Below are 17,016 nucleotides of genomic sequence, written 5' to 3' on the forward strand. Positions count from 1 at the left end.
GCCCGGTGCCTTGTGTCCGTTGTCATCGACCGCTTCGCCTTGCCCAGGAGTTGATCCATGAGCCGTACCGTTACCGTCGCCGCTACCCAGATGGCCTGTTCCTGGGACCTTGAGGCCAACCTCGAAACCGCTGAGAAACTGGTGCGCGAAGCCGCGGCCAAGGGGGCGCAGATCATCCTGATCCAGGAACTGTTCGAGGCGCCTTACTTCTGCCAGAAGCCCAATCCGGATTACCTGCAACTGGCCACCACGGTGGACAGCAACGCCGCCATCGCGCACTTCCAGAAAGTCGCCAGGGAGCTGCAAGTGGTGCTGCCCATCAGCTTCTACGAGCTGGCCGGGCGGGCGCGTTTCAACAGCATCGCGATCATCGATGCCGATGGCAGCAACCTCGGGATTTATCGGAAAAGCCACATCCCGGATGGCCCCGGCTACCACGAAAAGTACTACTTCAACCCGGGCGATACCGGCTTCAAGGTATGGAACACCCGCTACGCGAAGATCGGCGTGGGCATCTGCTGGGACCAGTGGTTCCCCGAGTGCGCCCGCAGCATGGCCCTGCAAGGCGCGGAGCTTCTCTTCTACCCCACCGCCATCGGCAGCGAGCCCCACGACCAGACAATTTCCTCCCGCGACCACTGGCAGCGGGTGCAGCAGGGCCATGCCGGGGCCAACCTGATGCCGCTGATCGCCAGCAACCGCATCGGCAACGAAGAGCAGGACGGCTACGACATCACCTTCTACGGCTCGTCCTTCATCGCCAATCAGTTCGGCGAGAAGGTTCAGGAGCTCAACCAAACTGAAGAAGGTATCCTTGTGCACAGCTTCGACCTCGACGAGCTCGAGCACATCCGCAGCGCCTGGGGCAGTTTCCGTGACCGTCGTCCGAACCTCTATGGCGCGCTGAAAACCCTCGACGGTTCCCTGGAGTCCTGAACACTATGAGCACTTTGCACAGCACGCCGCGCGCCGACGGTTTCTACATGCCCGCCGAATGGGCGACCCAGACCCAGGCCTGGATGATCTGGCCCGAGCGCCCGGACAACTGGCGCCTGGGCGGCAAGCCGGCGCAGGCCGCCCATGCCGCGGTGGCCAAGGCCATCGCCCGCTTCGAACCGGTGACAGTGGCCGTGTCCGCGGCCCAGTATGAAAACGCCCGGGCACGCCTGGACGTGCCCAATATCCGTGTGGTGGAAATGTCCAGCGACGACGCCTGGGTCCGCGACACCGGCCCGACTTTCGTCATCAACGCCAGCGGCGAAGTGCGCGGCGTGCACTGGGGCTTCAACGCCTGGGGCGGCTTCGAAGGCGGCCTGTATTCGCCGTGGAACCGTGACGAGCAGGTCGCCAGCAAGGTGCTGGAAATCGAACGTTGCCAGGAGTACCGCACCGAGGGCTTCGTGCTCGAAGGTGGCTCGATCCACGTCGATGGCGAAGGCACCCTGATCACCACCGAGGAATGCCTGCTCAACCACAACCGCAACCCGCACCTGTCCCGCGAAGAGATCGAGGCGGTACTGCGCGAGCATCTAGCGGTGGAGCAGATCGTCTGGCTGCCGGACGGCCTGTACAACGACGAAACCGACGGCCATGTGGATAACTTCTGCTGCTATGTGCGCCCGGGCGAAGTGCTGCTGGCCTGGACCGACGATCCCCAGGACCCGAACTACCCGCGTTGCCAAGCCGCCCTGAAGGTGCTGGAAAACACCCGTGACGCCAAGGGTCGCACCTTCAAGGTGCACAAGATGCCGATTCCCGGCCCCTTGTACGCCACCGAAGAGGAATGCGCCGGGGTCGACGCGGTAGAGGGCAGCCAGGAGCGCAACCCTTCGGTGCGCCTGGCGGGCTCCTACGTGAACTTCCTGATCGTCAATGGCGGGATCATCGCGCCCAGCTTTGACGACCCGATGGACGCCCAGGCCAAGGCCATCCTGCAGCAGCTGTTTCCCGAGCACGAAGTGGTGATGGTGCCGGGCCGTGAACTGTTACTGGGGGGCGGCAATATCCACTGCCTTACCCAGCAACAGCCCGCGCCACAGCGGATTTGAGTGCCGTTGTAACAGCCGATGCCGGTTGTTTGCCGGTGCCGGCCCGGCCCGTGGCCTGAGCTTCACCAGCCAGCCCGCAGCCTAGACAGGCCGCGGGCTTTTTCATGGCCGTATATCGGCACGGGTGGCACATTGGCATAGCTCTTGTATCTCTCCTGGCGTGATTCTGAGACATGGAGAACGGTGTTGTTCTGTCATAAAGCTTGGATAAGTTAGGCCGCTCAGATACCAGGAGAGCGCTGGAATGAACATGGTCAGCGAGCGGGCGTCCCATCCCTTGGCAATGAATAACGAGTCGCTGCAGGTGCTGGCCCAGTGGTTGAAGTCCAATGGAACGCGTCAGATCAGGGAACCTGATCCGCGCCGGATCATCATTGAGCGTTACCCCGCTGGATTGCTCAGCGAGGCGGAACTGCAGGCGTTGTGGGATGTGGTGAAAGGATAGACAAACAAGGGATTGTGCGAAGCGCTGCCGGGATGGCAGCGCTTTTTTTTGCCTGGCATTCAGATGCCGGGCATCCGGGCGTCAGAAGCGGTAGTTGCCGGTGACCACCAGGCTGCGAGGGTCGCCCGGCTGGATCTGGAAGGCGCTGGTGGCGGAACTGTAGTACTCGCGGTCGGCGATATTGTTCAGCGCAGCGCGTACGTCCCAGTCCTTGTGCCGGTAACCGGCCAGGGCGTCCCAGCGGCCATAACCGGGCAGCGCCACGGTGTTGCTGCTATCGGCGAAGCGGTCGCCGACCAGGGTCAGGCCGGTCTCGGCGTACCAGCCCAGTTCCGGTTTCCAGGTGATGAACAGGCTGCCATTGCGCTTGGCGACGTTGTTCACGCGCTTGTCTTCGAAGCCGTTGTTGTCCTTGACCACCACGGCGTCCTGCAGGCCGATGCCGCCGCGCAGGTACCAGTTGCCGACGATCTTGCCGGTGCCCGTCAGCTCGATGCCGCGGGAGCGTTGCAGCCCGGTGAGCAGGGTGATGCTGCGGTCCTGCGGATCGGAGGTGCGACGGTTGTAGAGCTCCAGCTCATACACCGCCAGGGTGGTGCTCAGGCGTTCGCCCAGCCAGTCGCTCTTGACTCCGACTTCCTTCTGCCGGGTGAGCTCAGGGCTCAGGTCGTTGCCGTTACCGGCGGCGTTCGGGGTGATGCCGATCAGGCCGCCGCCCACCGGTGAGAACGACTTGCTCCATGAGGCATAGAACGAGTGGTGCTCCAGCGGCGTCCAGACCACCCCCAGGCGCGGGCTGACGCTGTGGCTCTCGCGGCTTTCGGAGAGCCCGTTCTTGCGGTTGCTGGTCTGCACATCGAAGTTGTCGTAGCGCAGGCCGGCGAGCAATTGCCATTGATCGTTCAGGCGCAGTTGATCCTGCACATAGAGGGCCCGGCTTTCGACCTCGGTGTGGTTGTTGCTGGAGACCTGCATGCGGCCGGTGTGGCTCTGGTACGGGTTGGGGTTGTACAGGTCGACGGCGGGCACCGCCTGGCTGCCCGGCCCGGAAGTGGCGGCGTTGTAGAGGATCGGGTCGCGGCGCTGGCTGCCGAGCTCCAGGCCGGTGAGCAGGCGATGTTCCAGGCCGAAGGTGTCGAAACGGCCCTCCAGTTCGGTGTTGTTGTAGACGTTGCGGGTCTTCAGGTCCTGCTGCCAGCGTTGGCGTTGGACCTTGCCCGTCGTGGCGTTGTAGCCGGTCTGGTAGGTGTTGTCGAAGTCGCTGTCGAGCTTGAATACCCCCAGGGTGTGGCGCAGTTGCCAGTTCTCGCTGAGCTCGTAGCTCAGCTTGGAGCGCAGGGACTGGGACTTGTCGTCGATGTAGTCGCGGTGATCGCCGTAGGTGGTGTCGCGGCTGACGTCCGCCGGGCGTCCGTTGACCCCGGGGATGCCGCGGTCCGGGGTGCGGTTGTAGCGGCTGTATTCGTACTGCACCAGCCAGTTCAGGTCCGGGGTCAGTTGCCAGCTCATGGACGGGGCGAACAGTTGGCGGTTGCCGCTGACGCCTTTGCGGAAACTGTTCCGGTCCTCGTTGCCCAGGTTCAGGCGCAGGCTGATGTTCTCTGTCGGGTCGGCGCTGAGGTCGGCATACAGGCTGCGCAGGTCCTGGCTGCCGCCCTGGACTTCGACGCTGGAGCGGCGGCCGAATTCCGGCAGCTTGCTCACCCGGTTGATGATCCCGCCCTGGCTGCCACGGCCGTAGAGCACTGCCGCCGGGCCCTTGAGCACTTCGATGCGCTCGATGTTGTGCAGGTCGCGCACGTATTGGCTGTCGTCGCGGATGCCGTCCAGGTAGAAGTCGTTACTGGCATCGAAGCCGCGGATCCGCAGGCTGTCGAAGCGCGTGTCCGAGCCGCTGCTGACGTTGGGAATGCCACTCAGGGCGCTGCCCAGGTCGTTGACGCCGTAGTCCAGCACGTTGGCGGTCTTGATTGTGTCGATGGCCTGGGGCACGTAGCGCGCCGGGGTCGAGGTACGGGTTGCAGTGCTGACTTCCTTGACGCGAGGGTCATCGGGGTCGGCTTCGGCCTCGGCACTGATGGAGGTCATCGGCAGGGTAGTGCTGGCAGCGCAGGCAAAACCGCTGGCCAGCAGGGTGCAAAGACCCAGGGACAGGGGCATGAGGCGGAAATGGGCAGGCATCTGAAACGCATCCGAGAAGGGGAAATTCGAGGGTGCGAATGGTAATGCTTGTCATTACCAGATGTTAAATATTCCCTAATAAGTTCCCCTGGCTATTTGTTTCTGAATGTATCTTTCGGGTATCGGTTCGCATACTGAAGCTAAACAGACGGATTCGACCGGTTACAGCAACAGACTAAAAGCCAATTCGAGGTTTTTTCCTTGGCGCGCGCGGCCTAGTCTGCGTGACATCGAATTTTCAAGACCTTGCTGGAGCCCAGATATGTCCTTGGCCACCCTTCACTATATTTATGACCCCCTGTGCGGCTGGTGCTACGGTGCCAAGCCGCTGGTGCAGGCCGCCCAGGCGGTGGTGCCGGTGGTGGCCCATGCCGGCGGCATGATGACCGGGCGCAACCGCCAGCCGGTCTCGCCGCAACTGCGCGAGTACGTCATGCCCCATGACCGGCGGATCGCCGAGTACACCGGGCAGCCTTTTGGCCAGGCCTATTTCGAGGGTCTGCTGCGGGATGAGACGGCCACCTTCGACTCGGCGCCGCCGATTGCCGCCGTACTGGCGGCCCAGGCTATGGAAGGGCGGGGCCTGGAATTTCTGGGCCGGTTGCAGACGGCGCATTATCTGGAAGGGCGCAGGATCGCCGACCGGCAGGTGCTGCTGGAGCTGGCGCAGGCCCAGGGGTTTGCCCCGGCCGCCTTCGAGGCGGCCTTCGACCAGGCGGTGGCCCATGAACTGGACAACCATATAAAGGCCAGCCGGGCCCTGTTGGCCAAGGTCGGCGGGCAAGGCTTCCCGACCCTGGTGCTGGAGCGCGATGGTCGTTACCAGCTGCTCGACATCAGCCCCTGGCTGGGCAAACCCGAGGCCTTCGCCGACTGGCTGAAGACCTCCCTGGGCGCCGATAGCGGCCCTCACGATGGCGTGGTCCAGGCCTGTGGCCTGGACGGTTGCACACCCTGAACTCACCTGACCTGCGTGGAGTCACCCATGGATAACCTAGCGTTGATCAAGAGCACCTACGAAGGTGCCAACTCCCAGGAAAATGCGCGCAACACCGCAGCGGCCCTGGCCCCCGATGCCCGCTGGACCGAGGCGGCGGGCTTTCCCTATGCCGGCACCTATATAGGGTTCGAGGCGGTGCTGGAGCACGTCTTCAAGCGCCTGGGCTCGGAATGGCAGGACTTCACCTTCAAGGTCGAGAACTATGTGGCCCAGGGCGACAAGGTGTTCGCCTATGGCAATTACCAGGGCGTCTACAAGGCCTCGGGCAAACCGATCGATGTACGGGTGGCTCACTTGTGGACACTTAAAGATGGCAAGGTCACCCACTTCGAACAATTCGTGGACAGTCACAGTGTGCAGCTGGCAATGCTCTAGCCCGCAGTTCTTAGAATATTTTCAGCTATTCAAAGACGATTCACGAAATTGACACGTTGTTAAAGGCGCAGATAGGATTCGCCCCAACGCCTGTGGCCAGGAGCCATATTTCAGAATAATAAAAGGCCCACCGTGCTCACCCGCGGTCGGGCTTTTTTGTTTCAACGGTAGAAGAGCGTTCAATCGCCATAGCCGCGGAGCTCACAGCGCGTCACCAACCCGTAATAAGGAAAATAAAATGTTTAAACAGCGGATCTGCTTGGTTGCACTGGGGATTTTGAGCGCAACACAGGCCATGGCCGACGGCCAGGCCGACGCCAAGGGTTTTGTTGAAGACAGCAGCCTGAAAGTGCTGTTGCGCAACGCTTACATCAACCGTGACTACAAAGATGGCAACCCGGACAAGGCTGAATGGGGCCAGGGTTTCATCGGCACCTTCTCCTCGGGCTTCACCCAGGGCACCGTGGGCGTGGGCGTTGACGCCTTCGGCCTGTACGCACTGCGCCTGGACGGCGGCAAGGGTCGCAGCGGTGCCGGCGGCATCGACTTCTTCAAGCAGGGTGACAGCGGTAGCGCTGCAGACGACCTGGCCAAGGCCGGTGCTGCAGTCAAGTTCCGTTTCTCCAACACTGTGCTGACCTACGGTGACCAGATGCCGGCCCTGCCGGTGCTGAACTACGACAACTCGCGCCTGCTGCCGGAAAGCTACACCGGTACCCTGATCACCTCCAAGGAGATCAAGGGCCTGGAGCTGAACGCCGGTCACTTCACCGCCGAATCGCGCAAGAGCGCCGAAGGCCGTGACAGTGGTGGCCTGAAGTCGATCAACGTATTGGGCGGTAGCTACCAGTTCACCGAGCAGTTCAAGGGCGCGCTGTACGCTTCCGACGTCGAAGACGTGCTGAAGAAGCAATACATCAACCTGAACTACGTGTTCCCGCTGGCCACTGACCAGTCCCTGACCCTGGACTTCAACGGCTACCGTACCGAGCTGGACAAGTCCTACGCCGAGAAGGCTAAAGCCGGCGGCGAAGACAACAAGATCTGGAGCCTGGCAGCCACCTATGCCATGGGCCCGCACTCCTTCACCCTGGCGCACCAGCGCAGCACCGGCGACAGCCACCTGGGCTATGCCTATGGCGGCTACCAGCGTGGTCAGAACCGCGTGGGCGATGGCGGCAACACCATCTACCTGGCCAACTCCTACTGGTCCGACTTCAACGCCGAAGACGAGCGCAGCTGGCAGCTGGGCTACGGTCTGGACTTCGGCGCCTTCGGCGTACCGGGCCTGACCTACAACGTGGCCTACGTGCGTGGCGACAACATCACCACCTCGACCTCCACCGGCGGCAGCGAGCGGGAAATCTTCAACCAGTTCAAGTACGTAGTACAGAGCGGTCCGGCCAAAGACCTGAGCGTGAAAGTACGCAGCTCGGTACTGCGCGTTTCGCAGAAGTCTTCCGAGTACAACGTGGGCGGCAACGAACTGCGTGTGTTCGTCGACTACCCGATCAACGTGTTCTGATGAACGCCTGATCACCCCCTGATATCAGGGGGTTGCCACACGAAAAGCCCCGACTGGTTCGGGGCTTTTTTGTGCCTGGGCATCCGGGTTGCAGAAATGCCCGGGATGGCGGGTGACTGTTCTCGCCCGGGTGCTTTTTTCAGCCAGTGGTTGGCGCATATCAATCTTGTTACAGTCCACCCCCCTGTCTTGTCACGGATGATTTCGATGTTCCGTACCCTGCTATCCGGCCTGTGCCTGCTGAGCGTCGCCAGCATCGCCCACGGCCAGCAAGCGACTGCGCCCGAGCAGTTGCTGAGCGACTTCTCCCGCTGCGATGCGCAGTTCTTCCAGAACCTGAATACCGCCCGACTGCCGACCGGCACCTTGAGCCTGGCCCGGTACGGTGCGGTAAGCGCGCCCAAGGTCATGAACCCTTTGCAGGAAGGCGGGCGCTACCAGGCCTTCGAACAGCCGCTGCTGGTCAATGGCGTGCGCCTGGTGGGCTACTACAACGAAGCTCAGTCGCTGAAGTCGGTGGGCAACCTGCTGTTCTGGGGTTTTGTCGCCGAGGGCCAGCCCAAGGACGTGGCCGTGGCGCTCAAGCCGCTGCTGGTGGACAACAGCCGCCTGAAGGCAGACCGCAGCGCCATGAGCCGGGTGGAGATCCGCCGGGTCGGCGACCCCATCGACCAGTGGCGCACCGAAGGCCTGGCGGGCGGTGGCGTGGCTACGCCGTTCGGTTATGTCGAACGCATCCTGAGCATCGACATCGGTACCACCCACGCACCGATTGCCGGACGCACCACGATCTTCTGCAGCTTGCAGGGTACGGTCACCGCGCCGTTGCTGCAGGTGTATCGCCCTGACCTCAACGCCCATCTGCTGGATTGAAAAACATGCCTTCATTGTCTGTACGCGGGTCGCTCCTGCTTGTGTGTGCCCTTGCTGTGACTGGCTGCGCCAGCCTGCAGAGCCAGGACCAGATCAACTACGCCCATTGCCGCATGGTGGGCCAGGCTTCCAAGGCCGAAAAATTCGACGTGGTGCTGCAAGAGGCCGACCTGTGCCTTGAGAAGAACCAGCTGAGCCAGCCCATGCAGAGCCTGGTGTACTGGCTCAAATCCGATGCCTACGCCAGCTTCAAGCGTTATCCGGAAGCCATCGCCGCCAAGGAAAAATCCATCGAGCTGGGCCCCAAGCCCGATGCTCGGGCGGTGCTGGACCTGAGCCGTCTGTATCGCGAAGCGGGCAACCCGCAAAAGGCCCTGGAGCTGGTGCAGTCCAACCTTGACAACAACCTGGGCGAGGCGGGCAAGGGCAGCGGTTTCAACATGCCGACCTACTACCACCTGGGCCAGACGCTGTACGACCTGGGTCGCTACCGCGAGGCCGCGGAAGCCTACAGCACCGGCCTGTTGAAGCAGCCCGACTATGCCTGGGCCTTCTACCACCGCGGCCTGGCCTACGACAAACTGGGCCAGACCGACGACGCCCGCGCCGACTTTGCCCAGTTCGCCAAGCTGGTGAACCAGAAGTACGTCGAGCCGCAGCACCAGGCCAAGCTGGCCGAGTACAAGATCAAGCTGCCTTGAATGCAGCGTGGTTGATGCAATAAAAAAGGCTCGCCTGATCGCGAGCCTTTTTTTATCCGCGAACGCTGTTCGTCAGTCGTCCGGATTGATGGCGAGCTTCAGCTGGTTGCCCTGCAGGTAGACCACCGCTTCACGGCCATGGATATCCACCGGCCGGGCCGACATCGCGTCGTGATCGGTGACTATCTTCGACAACTCCTTGCCCCGCATATCGACCCGCCAGATACAGGCCCGGGGCCCTTGGTTATCGAAGTACAGCACCGGGCGCGTGGTGCTCCAGGTCGGGTTGACGATGGCCCATCCGGCATCGGGCTGTTTCTGCTCGGTGATGTTCTCCGAATGGCTGCCCGCGTTGGCGCGGTCATAGTTCAGGGACAGCTGGCTGCTGTCGCGATTGAGGTCCTGCTCCACCCGCGCCCGGGCGTGCATGAAGGTGTTGGAGCCAACCTGGAACACCTGCTGGGTGCTGGAGGGCGCGCTGCGCGAACCCAGGCGGTAGACCATGCTTTGCTGCAACTGGCCCGCCAGCTGCCCGCGGTAGTAGAACTGGCCATCGACTATCCCGGCGTAGCGCGGCCCCTGGTCGTTGGCCCCGGGATTGGCCCAGCCGGCGAAGGCGATGTCCTGGGCGATGGGATGCAGCCCCGGCTGGTCATCGGCGTACTCATACAGGGTGCCGACATACACCGGCTTGCCCTGCTGATAGCGCCCGACAAACAGCACCACATACAGCACCCCGGCTATCACCTGGGCATCGACGATCTGCTGGTCGCCCTGGGGCAGGGTGCTGTTGAAGGTGGCCAGGGTGAAGTTCTGCCAGTCGTCCGGGTCATAGATCAGGTACGCCTCGCCGGGAGCCAGTGGGCGCAGTGCGTCCGGGGCGGGCTCGGGAGGAATCGGCAGCGACGTGAGCATTTTCACCTGGGCCCGGTAGACCGACTCCAGGCAATCGGTGTCGGGGCAGGTATTGCGGGTGTTCTTCAACCAATGGCCTTGCAGCAGGCGGAACACCTGCAAGTGCTTCAGCGCCTGGTAGCGGCGGGTCATCTCCTCGTCCTTGGCGGACAGCGTCGGCGTGGCGCAGACAGTCTTTTCCACTTGGGTCGAGGCCTTGGCGCAGTCGAAGCCGGCGGCCTGCAGATCGGGCGTCAGCGCGCCCAGGGCGAGGCTCATGGCCGCCAGCGAGAGCAAAGGGAGCTTCATCAACACATCCTTGTCGAAAACGGGTCAGGGGGTCTGGAACGTCTGCAGATAGGCCAGCAGATTATCGATTTTTTCCTCATCGCTCAGCCCCCAGAAAATCATCCGGGTACCGGGCACCACGGCCTTGGGGTCTTCCAGGTACTGGATGAGCTTGTCCCGGCTCCAGACAATGCCCGAGGACTTCATGGCCGTCGAGTACTGGTAGTCCGCGGCGCTGCCGGCGGGGCGGTCGATGATGCCATTGAGCTGCGGCCCGAAGGAACTGCGCACCGAAGGCCCGATGTTATGGCAGCCGCTGCACAGGCGCTTGAACAGCTTGGCGCCGGCTTCGGCATCACCGGCCAGGGCCGGGGCGCTGAATAGCAGGGAGTGGAGCAACAGGGTCAGGATCGATACGGCGATGGGCTTCATGGGCGGCCTGCGTGCAACTGGAATCGGCGGCTATTGGAGCATGAAGCGCATGCCTGGGGGGAGCCTTGCGATACAAGGCTCAGAAGCGCCCACTGATACCCAGCAGCGGGCCCTTCTGGACGATGTCGTAGACAAACCCGTCATGGCGATAATCGACCCCCATGGCCCGGTAGCCGGCCACCGCCGAAAAGCCCGGCAGGAACTCCCAGCCCGCCAGTGCGGCCAGGTCCCAGTCTTCCCGGGACTGCCCGGCGCCCGCCATGCCCCAGGCGGAGAGCCAGAACCGCTCGTTCACGGCGTAGTGCCCGCGCAACCCCGCCATCGCGTCGGCCCAGGTGGCCTTGTCCGAGCCCGACAGGCCCCCCGCCGGCCCACCGTGCAGGGTGAGGCTGGTGCTGCTGTACCAGACGCGCACGCCGCCGGCGATGTCCAGGCGATGATCGTCATCCCCCAGCACCTGGTAGCCGCCCCCCAGGAAACCCGAGGCGGTCTTGCTCTGCACCTCAAGCTTGGACGCCAGCGCTCCGGCTGGCAGCCGGTTGCGGGTGTCGGTGTCGATGTACATCAGGTCGGCGAGCACGCTGTAGGGGCCGCGCCGCGCTTCGCCCATCAGCATCACCGACATGTCGACACTGCGCGCGATGTCCGAGAAGTCGGACTTGATGAACTGGGTCCCTGTGCTGCGGTGGCCTACGTGCCCGCGGATCCCGGCGCCCCACACGTACGGGCCGCCGTTGAACCGCCAGCCATCGTCGTCTGCCGCCATGGCCACGGGCGGCAGGCTGGTTCCGGCGGTCGTCAAGGCACCGAGCAGCAGCGCCAGGCGGGTACGCCGGTGCAGCAACGGTGAGTGCGGATGGTCACGGTGGATCATGCTGTTTCTCCGATCAGTGCTGGGTCAGCCCAAGAGCCACGCCTTCGGCTGCGCAGTCCTCGGCAGGCTTCAGGCCGGCCTGCTGCGCCGCCTTGACCTCCTCCTTCGCGGCCGCCAGGTCGGCGAGGAATGCCGGATTGCCATGCAGGCTGGCGACCGTCGCGGCCCCCATGATGCGGCCAGCGTCCACGTCGCTCTGCCAGTGGGCGTCGCAGATGACCCGGCTCTGGCCGTATGCCAGGCCACGGGTCATCAGTTCGGTGGCGCGGGCCGGGCTGATCTCGGCCAGGACCAGGCCCCAGGCCCAGCCCGCGGCGGAGTGGCCGGAGGGCCAGGAGCCATCCGTGCGCAGCAGTGGCTCCATGTCCTTGCGGCACGTGCCTTCGTCATGCACCACGAAGGGGCGAGTACGGTTGTAGGCATTCTTTCCGGCGTAGGTGGAGCCCCCCGCATCCGTCAGGGTGCGCTGCATCAAGGTATAGAGATGGGGGGTGCTCTTTTCGCTGATCTGCGTGCCCAGCGCGCAAGAGAAGGTTTTCGCCGGGCCGGGGAATGACAGTTCTGCATCGGTTGCCGCGAGTTTCTCCCGGCTCGAGCCACGCAGCGCCAGCGCCGCACGCCGTGCTTCTTCATCCCGCGCGAGGGCCGCGGAGCCCGGTTTTGGCGGGGCCCCGAGCAAGGCTAGGCGTACAGGCAAGTCAGCCGGTTCAAGGTAGCCTGGCGCCAGCTTGAAGTGCGGATCGGTGACCTTCGTGGCGGCGTCCTCGGCCAGCGCCCATGCCGACCAGAGCAGGCCGGCCAGGGACAGTGTCACCGCGAAGGGTTCAGGTATTTTTTTCATCGTGCGTTCTCTTTTCTATCCATGACCACGGCTGATCAGAACCGGTACAAGGCGTCCAGATAGGCTCCGGCACCGACCTTTTCCCCCGTCAGCGGGCTGTCACGGGCGTCGGAGACCAGGGCGTAGGTCTTGATGCCACCTTCCAGCGCCAGCTGTGGCTGCCATTGCCAGGTCAGGCCCAGTTTCAAGGTCACGTCGCGCATCCCGCCACCGGGGTGGTATTCATCGAACCGGGTGCGTGCGGCTTGCTGGGCGGTGACGCCAAAGCGGGCCATCATGTCGTTCTCGTTGCTCCAGGTACCGTACAGCGTCGAGTCCAGGGTCAAGGTCGAAGACAGCGGGTAGGTGGTGGCGACCCCGGCTTCCAGGTACGTCGTACGGCCCAGGCTTTCGCCACCGTAATTGCGCCTCTGGCTCGATTGCAGGCCGCGTACGAACAAGCGGCCGGCGGGCAGGATCCAGTACGCTTCCGCCCCCACCAGGGCGGTGCTGTCCAGGTTGCCCATGCCCCGCAGGTAGTCATCACGGCCGTCCAGGGTGTGAATGCGTTCCTTGCGCCCCGGGTCATAACCCACCAGCAGGGCCACGCCGAAAGGCGCCAGCCCCGGCAGATCCCACCGCAGCCCTTCCGGAAAGGCCGCGGTAAAGGTGCCCCAGTCCTGGGTCGGCATGACCGCCTTGAGCTTCAGTGACGGGAAGGCGGCGTAGTGGGAAGAGCCCTGGTACAACGGGCCAACCGCCAAGCCACCGCCTACCGTCACCGATGGCGTGCCGCCTGAATCGGCCGGGGCAGCCTGGGCAGGCGGCACGAGCATCAATGCAAGGGCTGCACTTAGGGAGAACACCACGGGAGACCTGAAAGAATGTGAATGATCCTTGAGTGTCATTGTTCATTTCCTTGGGTGTGAACTCTGTAGTGCAGAGCCATTGCTGAGTTGATCACCAATATTCAACTTGCAGGTGCTGGTATCCGAGGCGAGTGCAGGCCGGTAAACCCCCGGCGCAAGCGCTGGCCTCATTGATCGCCCCAGTGCGTTTACAAGTACCGATGGCAGGAGTCCGTCGTTTCGACAAACTTGCACTTGCTCGAATACTCGAATTTACAAATCGACGGGCTCGGGCGTTGGAAAACGCCATTGGCCACTGAGTATTTCGTTACTCGGTCGATAGAGCCTGACGGTGTAGTTCCAGCCGGGTGTCGTAACCAGGCAATTGACGACCTTGGCCTCGCAACCCCCGAACTGGATGACAATTGAACCATCGGCACTTTTCTTGGCAGTGAGGTTGTTCAGCGAATAGGCGTCATAGGGGTTTTTCTGAAAGTACCCGTCGGCGTTGTAAACACTCACAGACCAGAAACTCTTGACCGGTACCTGTTCGACCTTGAGCCGGTAGACGGTTTTTCCATCGTTGTGCGGCAATACTGCTCCGAGGTAGATGGCGTCCCTGCTCGGGTTGCCGCCCCAGCCCGTTGCGGTTCCGATCAGGTGGCGCACCGGATCGACCCTGCCTTTCGGGCCAAAGGACTGGTTGTAGTCGGGAAGGGTCGAACCCAGAACAGCCAGGGCATCACGCACTTTTTTCTGGCTCGCCTGATCCCACTTCGGAACCACGAACTCCCCGTGCCTGGCCTGGCTGACCTGGATGGCGTCCTGCAGCGCATGCACCTGCTCGAGGTCTTTGCGATCCATGGGGTCGAAGAACAGGCGGATAGCGACAAATACATAGCGTGTGCCGATGTCCTCTTTCGCCAGCGTATGGGGACCGGGCCCATAAATGACTGCCGGCACGTAGTGATCTTCGTTGACCACTTGCATCGACATGAACCTCTCACCGGCTTCAGGCAAGGTGACAGTCACCGGGCCGGCATCGAGATCGAACACCGCTGACGAGTAAAGCGTGTCCCTGTTCATGCGGATGACATCCTGAGCGTCGATGGCAACCGCTTCGCGGCTGTGAACAAACCGCCCCAAGCCTCCACTCTTCACACTCTTGCCCATGTAGAGGTCGGACTCGGCGCGAGCAAAGTTATCGACATTTACCCGCACCGGCGCATCAGCGGATGACTGAGCGTGTGCACTGGCAAAAGTGGCCAGCGTCAGGGCGACGATGCAGGCCGTGGATGAATCGGGCATGTAAACCTCTAGCTCTTATAAGTGGGCATTACCTTTTCAGACTTTATAAGAACACCCTGCTGGAAACTTGCCATTTGGTGCCAAAAGCACAACAGGCAAGTACCGCGAAGTGGGTTATTTGAAGGCGCCCGATAGTGGGGCGGGAGGGTCAGGCGAAGAGGTTAACGATCATCTTTCAAGAGCGAGCGGTAGCGCGACGGCGAACTTCCGGTCCAGCGCTTGAAGGCTCGGGTAAAGTGCGCCTGATCACTGTAGCCCACCATGTAGGCAATCTCGGTCGCGGTGTATTTGCCGCTGGCAATCAATTGCAGTGCTTCGCTGCGACGGGTCTCGTCACGCAGGTCTTCGAAGTCGATGCCGCAGTACTTGAGGCGACGCTGTAGCGTTCGGGAAGACAAGCCGATGTTTCTTGAAATAGCGGTAAGTTTGGATCGATCCTGATCCGCGATCCGTTCGATCAGCACACCGGCGGCTTGCGCGGTCGACTTCAAGGCCTCGGTGACTTTCCAGGCGTCATCCCGGGCAGGTTGCAGTGGGGTGTCGAGCAGCTCACGGTCGAATTCGATCATGTTGTGCTTCGCGTTCATGTGCAGATTCGGCCCCAGGTACTCCTCCAGCGCCTCATCTCCTCGCTCCCGCGGGTTTTGCAGATGCACCCGTATGGCGCAAGGCTCGCCGGACATGAGCGGCACTTTCCTCAGCAGCGCCAGAGTGCCGAGAATGACCTGTTTCGGATCAGCCCCGTGCTGCCCGGTGAATTGCTGGATCAGCTTCGTCGTACGGCCTTCGGTAACGATTCTTACGTCACTTCCTTGATGCAGTAAGTCCGTATGGATCGCTGCCACTGCGCACGCCTGGGCAAGGTTGGTCGAACCCAGGATCAACCCGCCCCAGGCGCCGAGTGAGCGTACTTCGATCAGGTGCCCCACCGTTGCACCCGCGAAGGGGTCCTGTGCGACCGCGGCCATTTCATTGGCGATGTGAAAACAGGTCGCTCGCGGCACCCAGGCATCCGGGTATTGAAAAACCTGCGGGGAAATCCCGTAACGCCGGAAGAACTCCAGCGGCGACACCCCGCGCATGCTCAGGTAGGGCGCTATTTGCTGAAGCGTGCTGAGTTTGATGGAGGGCGTTGCATGGGTCATGAGCGGTTGCACCTGGTTCAAAGGCCGTGCACGTGAAGAACGTCCGAGTCCGCAGGAAACACTAGCGCAAAACACCTGCCGGAGTCGTGCTGGCGATGTGCATTAAACACGAAGGACATTGTGCTTGTGGGACTTGCGAAGAAGGGTAAGGGGGCTGAAGCGCGGCGATACCGGGTCCAGCAAGGTGCTGAAGGCATCGGGAGAGGATTGTTTGACCCTGGAAACAACAAAGCCCTCGCATCGCTGCGAGGGCTTTGTTTTGTATGGTGCCGGCACCAGGAGTCGAACCCGGGACCTACTGATTACAAGTCAGTTGCTCTACCAACTGAGCTATACCGGCGTGTCAGGGCGACGATTATAGCGATTGGCGGGCTTCTGTAAACCCCTGAAATCTGACTATTTTTGCGAAGCGCTCAGGGCCGCGTCCGCTGGCAAACGATTGGCTGGCCCTCCTCAGGAGCCTTGCGCTATCGATTCGGCGAGGATGCACAGCAACTCGAACATCAGGGTCGCGCCCACCAGGGCGGTGGCGCCGCCGACGTCGAAGGGCGGCGAGACTTCCACCACGTCGGCGCCGACCAGGTTCAGGCCGCGCAGGCCGCGGATCATCTGCTGGGCCTGGAGGGTGGTCATGCCGCCGATCTCCGGGGTGCCGGTGCCGGGGGCGAAGGCCGGGTCGAGCACGTCGACGTCGAAGCTGATGTAGGTCGGGCCGTCGCCCACCACGCGCCGGGCTTCGGCCAGGGTGGCTTCGACGCCGATGTCGGCGAACTCTTCCATGTGGATCACGCGAATCCCGCAGTCCCGGGCGAAAGCCTCGTCGTCGGCGCTATAGATCGAACCGCGAATGCCGATCTGCACCGTGCGCTTGGGGTCCAGCAGGCCTTCTTCGATGGCGCGGCGAAAGGGCGTGCCGTGGGTGTAGAGGTTGTCGCCGAAGTAGCGGTCGTTGGTGTCGGAGTGGGCATCGAAGTGCACCATGCCGATGGGGCGGTGGCGGGCCAGGGCGCGGAAGATCGGCAGGGTCACCAGGTGGTCGCCACCCACCGCCAGGGGCACGGCGCCGGCCTGGTGCAATTGGCTGAAGAAACCTTCGATCTGTTTCAGCGAATCCAGCAGGTCGATGGGGTTCACCGGTGCATCACCCAGGTCACCGACCCGGACCAGGTCATAAGGGGCGATGCGGCTGACATGGTGCACCTTGCGCATCAGGCTCGACTGGTTGCGCACCTCCCGCGGGCCGTGGCGGGCACCGGCAC

General features: G+C 62.7%; 17 protein-coding genes and 1 tRNA gene. 8 read left to right on the forward strand and 10 right to left on the reverse strand.

All coding sequences use genetic code 11. The features are described 5' to 3' along the window. Positions 1-57: 57 nt before the first annotated feature. The 3 genes from aguB (at position 58) to F6S12_RS16330 (ending at position 2,493) form a co-directional block, all read left to right on the forward strand. The gene (gene aguB, locus F6S12_RS16320) at positions 58-936 is read left to right on the forward strand and encodes an N-carbamoylputrescine amidase (protein WP_015633788.1); all 879 of its coding nucleotides are present in this window, start codon (positions 58-60) and stop codon (positions 934-936) included. Between the two features lie 5 nt (positions 937-941). Then, the gene (aguA, locus tag F6S12_RS16325; RefSeq protein ID WP_210457750.1) at positions 942-2,048 is read left to right on the forward strand and encodes an agmatine deiminase; all 1,107 of its coding nucleotides are present in this window, start codon (positions 942-944) and stop codon (positions 2,046-2,048) included. A 244-nt stretch (positions 2,049-2,292) separates the two neighbouring features. Then, positions 2,293-2,493 carry a hypothetical protein gene (locus F6S12_RS16330; protein ID WP_011058687.1) on the forward strand — a complete coding sequence of 67 codons (201 nt, stop codon included), beginning with the start codon at positions 2,293-2,295 and terminating at the stop codon, positions 2,491-2,493. An 81-nt stretch (positions 2,494-2,574) separates the two neighbouring features. On the opposite strand, the gene F6S12_RS16335 is transcribed toward F6S12_RS16330, so the two are convergent. Then, a complete protein-coding gene (locus tag F6S12_RS16335) occupies positions 2,575-4,674 on the reverse strand; it encodes a TonB-dependent receptor (RefSeq protein ID WP_011058688.1) in 2,100 nt (699 codons plus the stop codon). 262 nt (positions 4,675-4,936) lie between these two features. On the opposite strand from F6S12_RS16335, the gene F6S12_RS16340 reads away from it, so the two are divergent. From F6S12_RS16340 to F6S12_RS16360, 5 genes are all read left to right on the forward strand, one after another. Then, the gene (locus tag F6S12_RS16340; RefSeq protein WP_019094900.1) at positions 4,937-5,632 is read left to right on the forward strand and encodes a DsbA family protein; all 696 of its coding nucleotides are present in this window, start codon (positions 4,937-4,939) and stop codon (positions 5,630-5,632) included. A 27-nt stretch (positions 5,633-5,659) separates the two neighbouring features. Further along, a complete protein-coding gene (locus F6S12_RS16345) occupies positions 5,660-6,049 on the forward strand; it encodes a nuclear transport factor 2 family protein (protein WP_015633792.1) in 390 nt (129 codons plus the stop codon). 238 nt (positions 6,050-6,287) lie between these two features. Continuing rightward, positions 6,288-7,574: an OprD family porin gene (locus tag F6S12_RS16350; RefSeq protein WP_015633793.1), complete on the forward strand. Its 1,287-nt coding sequence runs from the start codon at positions 6,288-6,290 to the stop codon at positions 7,572-7,574. 207 nt (positions 7,575-7,781) lie between these two features. Beyond that, positions 7,782-8,447: a hypothetical protein gene (locus F6S12_RS16355; RefSeq protein WP_258028792.1), complete on the forward strand. Its 666-nt coding sequence runs from the start codon at positions 7,782-7,784 to the stop codon at positions 8,445-8,447. A 5-nt stretch (positions 8,448-8,452) separates the two neighbouring features. Then, on the forward strand, positions 8,453-9,148 hold the full coding sequence (locus tag F6S12_RS16360; protein ID WP_011058694.1) for a tetratricopeptide repeat protein: 696 nt from the start codon (positions 8,453-8,455) through the stop codon (positions 9,146-9,148). Between the two features lie 72 nt (positions 9,149-9,220). Here the strand turns inward: F6S12_RS16360 and F6S12_RS16365 are convergent, their stop codons facing one another. From F6S12_RS16365 to speB, 9 genes are all read right to left on the reverse strand, one after another. Further along, on the reverse strand, positions 9,221-10,351 hold the full coding sequence (locus F6S12_RS16365) for a hypothetical protein (RefSeq protein ID WP_315869100.1): 1,131 nt from the start codon (positions 10,349-10,351) through the stop codon (positions 9,221-9,223). Positions 10,352-10,375: 24 nt separating this feature from the next. Continuing rightward, positions 10,376-10,762, reverse strand: coding sequence for a c-type cytochrome (locus F6S12_RS16370; protein ID WP_011058696.1), 387 nt, complete (start codon positions 10,760-10,762; stop codon positions 10,376-10,378). Between the two features lie 79 nt (positions 10,763-10,841). Next, positions 10,842-11,636, reverse strand: coding sequence for a hypothetical protein (locus F6S12_RS16375; protein WP_053148554.1), 795 nt, complete (start codon positions 11,634-11,636; stop codon positions 10,842-10,844). 13 nt (positions 11,637-11,649) lie between these two features. Next, complete coding sequence (locus F6S12_RS16380; protein WP_011058698.1) at positions 11,650-12,477, reverse strand: acid phosphatase; 828 nt, start codon at positions 12,475-12,477, stop codon at positions 11,650-11,652. 35 nt (positions 12,478-12,512) lie between these two features. Further along, positions 12,513-13,364: a MipA/OmpV family protein gene (locus F6S12_RS16385; protein ID WP_077933212.1), complete on the reverse strand. Its 852-nt coding sequence runs from the start codon at positions 13,362-13,364 to the stop codon at positions 12,513-12,515. 213 nt (positions 13,365-13,577) lie between these two features. After that, positions 13,578-14,612, reverse strand: coding sequence for a DUF1254 domain-containing protein (locus F6S12_RS16390; protein WP_152685878.1), 1,035 nt, complete (start codon positions 14,610-14,612; stop codon positions 13,578-13,580). A gap of 161 nt (positions 14,613-14,773) precedes the next feature. Further along, the gene (locus F6S12_RS16395; protein ID WP_011058701.1) at positions 14,774-15,757 is read right to left on the reverse strand and encodes a helix-turn-helix domain-containing protein; all 984 of its coding nucleotides are present in this window, start codon (positions 15,755-15,757) and stop codon (positions 14,774-14,776) included. 264 nt (positions 15,758-16,021) lie between these two features. After that, positions 16,022-16,097, reverse strand: a tRNA-Thr gene (locus F6S12_RS16400). Between the two features lie 113 nt (positions 16,098-16,210). Continuing rightward, the coding region (gene speB / locus F6S12_RS16405) for an agmatinase (RefSeq protein WP_315869101.1) at positions 16,211-17,016 on the reverse strand (806 nt) is incomplete at its 5' end.

The organism is Pseudomonas sp. JV245A, from assembly GCF_032424515.1.
In the GTDB taxonomy this organism is placed as follows: domain Bacteria; phylum Pseudomonadota; class Gammaproteobacteria; order Pseudomonadales; family Pseudomonadaceae; genus Aquipseudomonas; species Aquipseudomonas protegens.

Bases quoted from the DNA above. Each gene is read 5' to 3' on its own strand.
- aguB (WP_015633788.1), top strand. From the start codon at position 58: ATGAGCCGTACCGTTACCGTCGCCGCTACCCAGATGGCCTGTTCCTGG.
- aguA (WP_210457750.1), top strand. From the start codon at position 942: ATGAGCACTTTGCACAGCACGCCGCGCGCCGACGGTTTCTACATGCCC.
- F6S12_RS16330 (WP_011058687.1), top strand. From the start codon at position 2,293: ATGAACATGGTCAGCGAGCGGGCGTCCCATCCCTTGGCAATGAATAAC.
- F6S12_RS16335 (WP_011058688.1), bottom strand. From the start codon at position 4,674: ATGCCTGCCCATTTCCGCCTCATGCCCCTGTCCCTGGGTCTTTGCACC.
- F6S12_RS16340 (WP_019094900.1), top strand. From the start codon at position 4,937: ATGTCCTTGGCCACCCTTCACTATATTTATGACCCCCTGTGCGGCTGG.
- F6S12_RS16345 (WP_015633792.1), top strand. From the start codon at position 5,660: ATGGATAACCTAGCGTTGATCAAGAGCACCTACGAAGGTGCCAACTCC.
- F6S12_RS16350 (WP_015633793.1), top strand. From the start codon at position 6,288: ATGTTTAAACAGCGGATCTGCTTGGTTGCACTGGGGATTTTGAGCGCA.
- F6S12_RS16355 (WP_258028792.1), top strand. From the start codon at position 7,782: ATGTTCCGTACCCTGCTATCCGGCCTGTGCCTGCTGAGCGTCGCCAGC.
- F6S12_RS16360 (WP_011058694.1), top strand. From the start codon at position 8,453: ATGCCTTCATTGTCTGTACGCGGGTCGCTCCTGCTTGTGTGTGCCCTT.
- F6S12_RS16365 (WP_315869100.1), bottom strand. From the start codon at position 10,351: ATGAAGCTCCCTTTGCTCTCGCTGGCGGCCATGAGCCTCGCCCTGGGC.
- F6S12_RS16370 (WP_011058696.1), bottom strand. From the start codon at position 10,762: ATGAAGCCCATCGCCGTATCGATCCTGACCCTGTTGCTCCACTCCCTG.
- F6S12_RS16375 (WP_053148554.1), bottom strand. From the start codon at position 11,636: ATGATCCACCGTGACCATCCGCACTCACCGTTGCTGCACCGGCGTACC.
- F6S12_RS16380 (WP_011058698.1), bottom strand. From the start codon at position 12,477: ATGAAAAAAATACCTGAACCCTTCGCGGTGACACTGTCCCTGGCCGGC.
- F6S12_RS16385 (WP_077933212.1), bottom strand. From the start codon at position 13,364: ATGACACTCAAGGATCATTCACATTCTTTCAGGTCTCCCGTGGTGTTC.
- F6S12_RS16390 (WP_152685878.1), bottom strand. From the start codon at position 14,612: ATGCCCGATTCATCCACGGCCTGCATCGTCGCCCTGACGCTGGCCACT.
- F6S12_RS16395 (WP_011058701.1), bottom strand. From the start codon at position 15,757: ATGACCCATGCAACGCCCTCCATCAAACTCAGCACGCTTCAGCAAATA.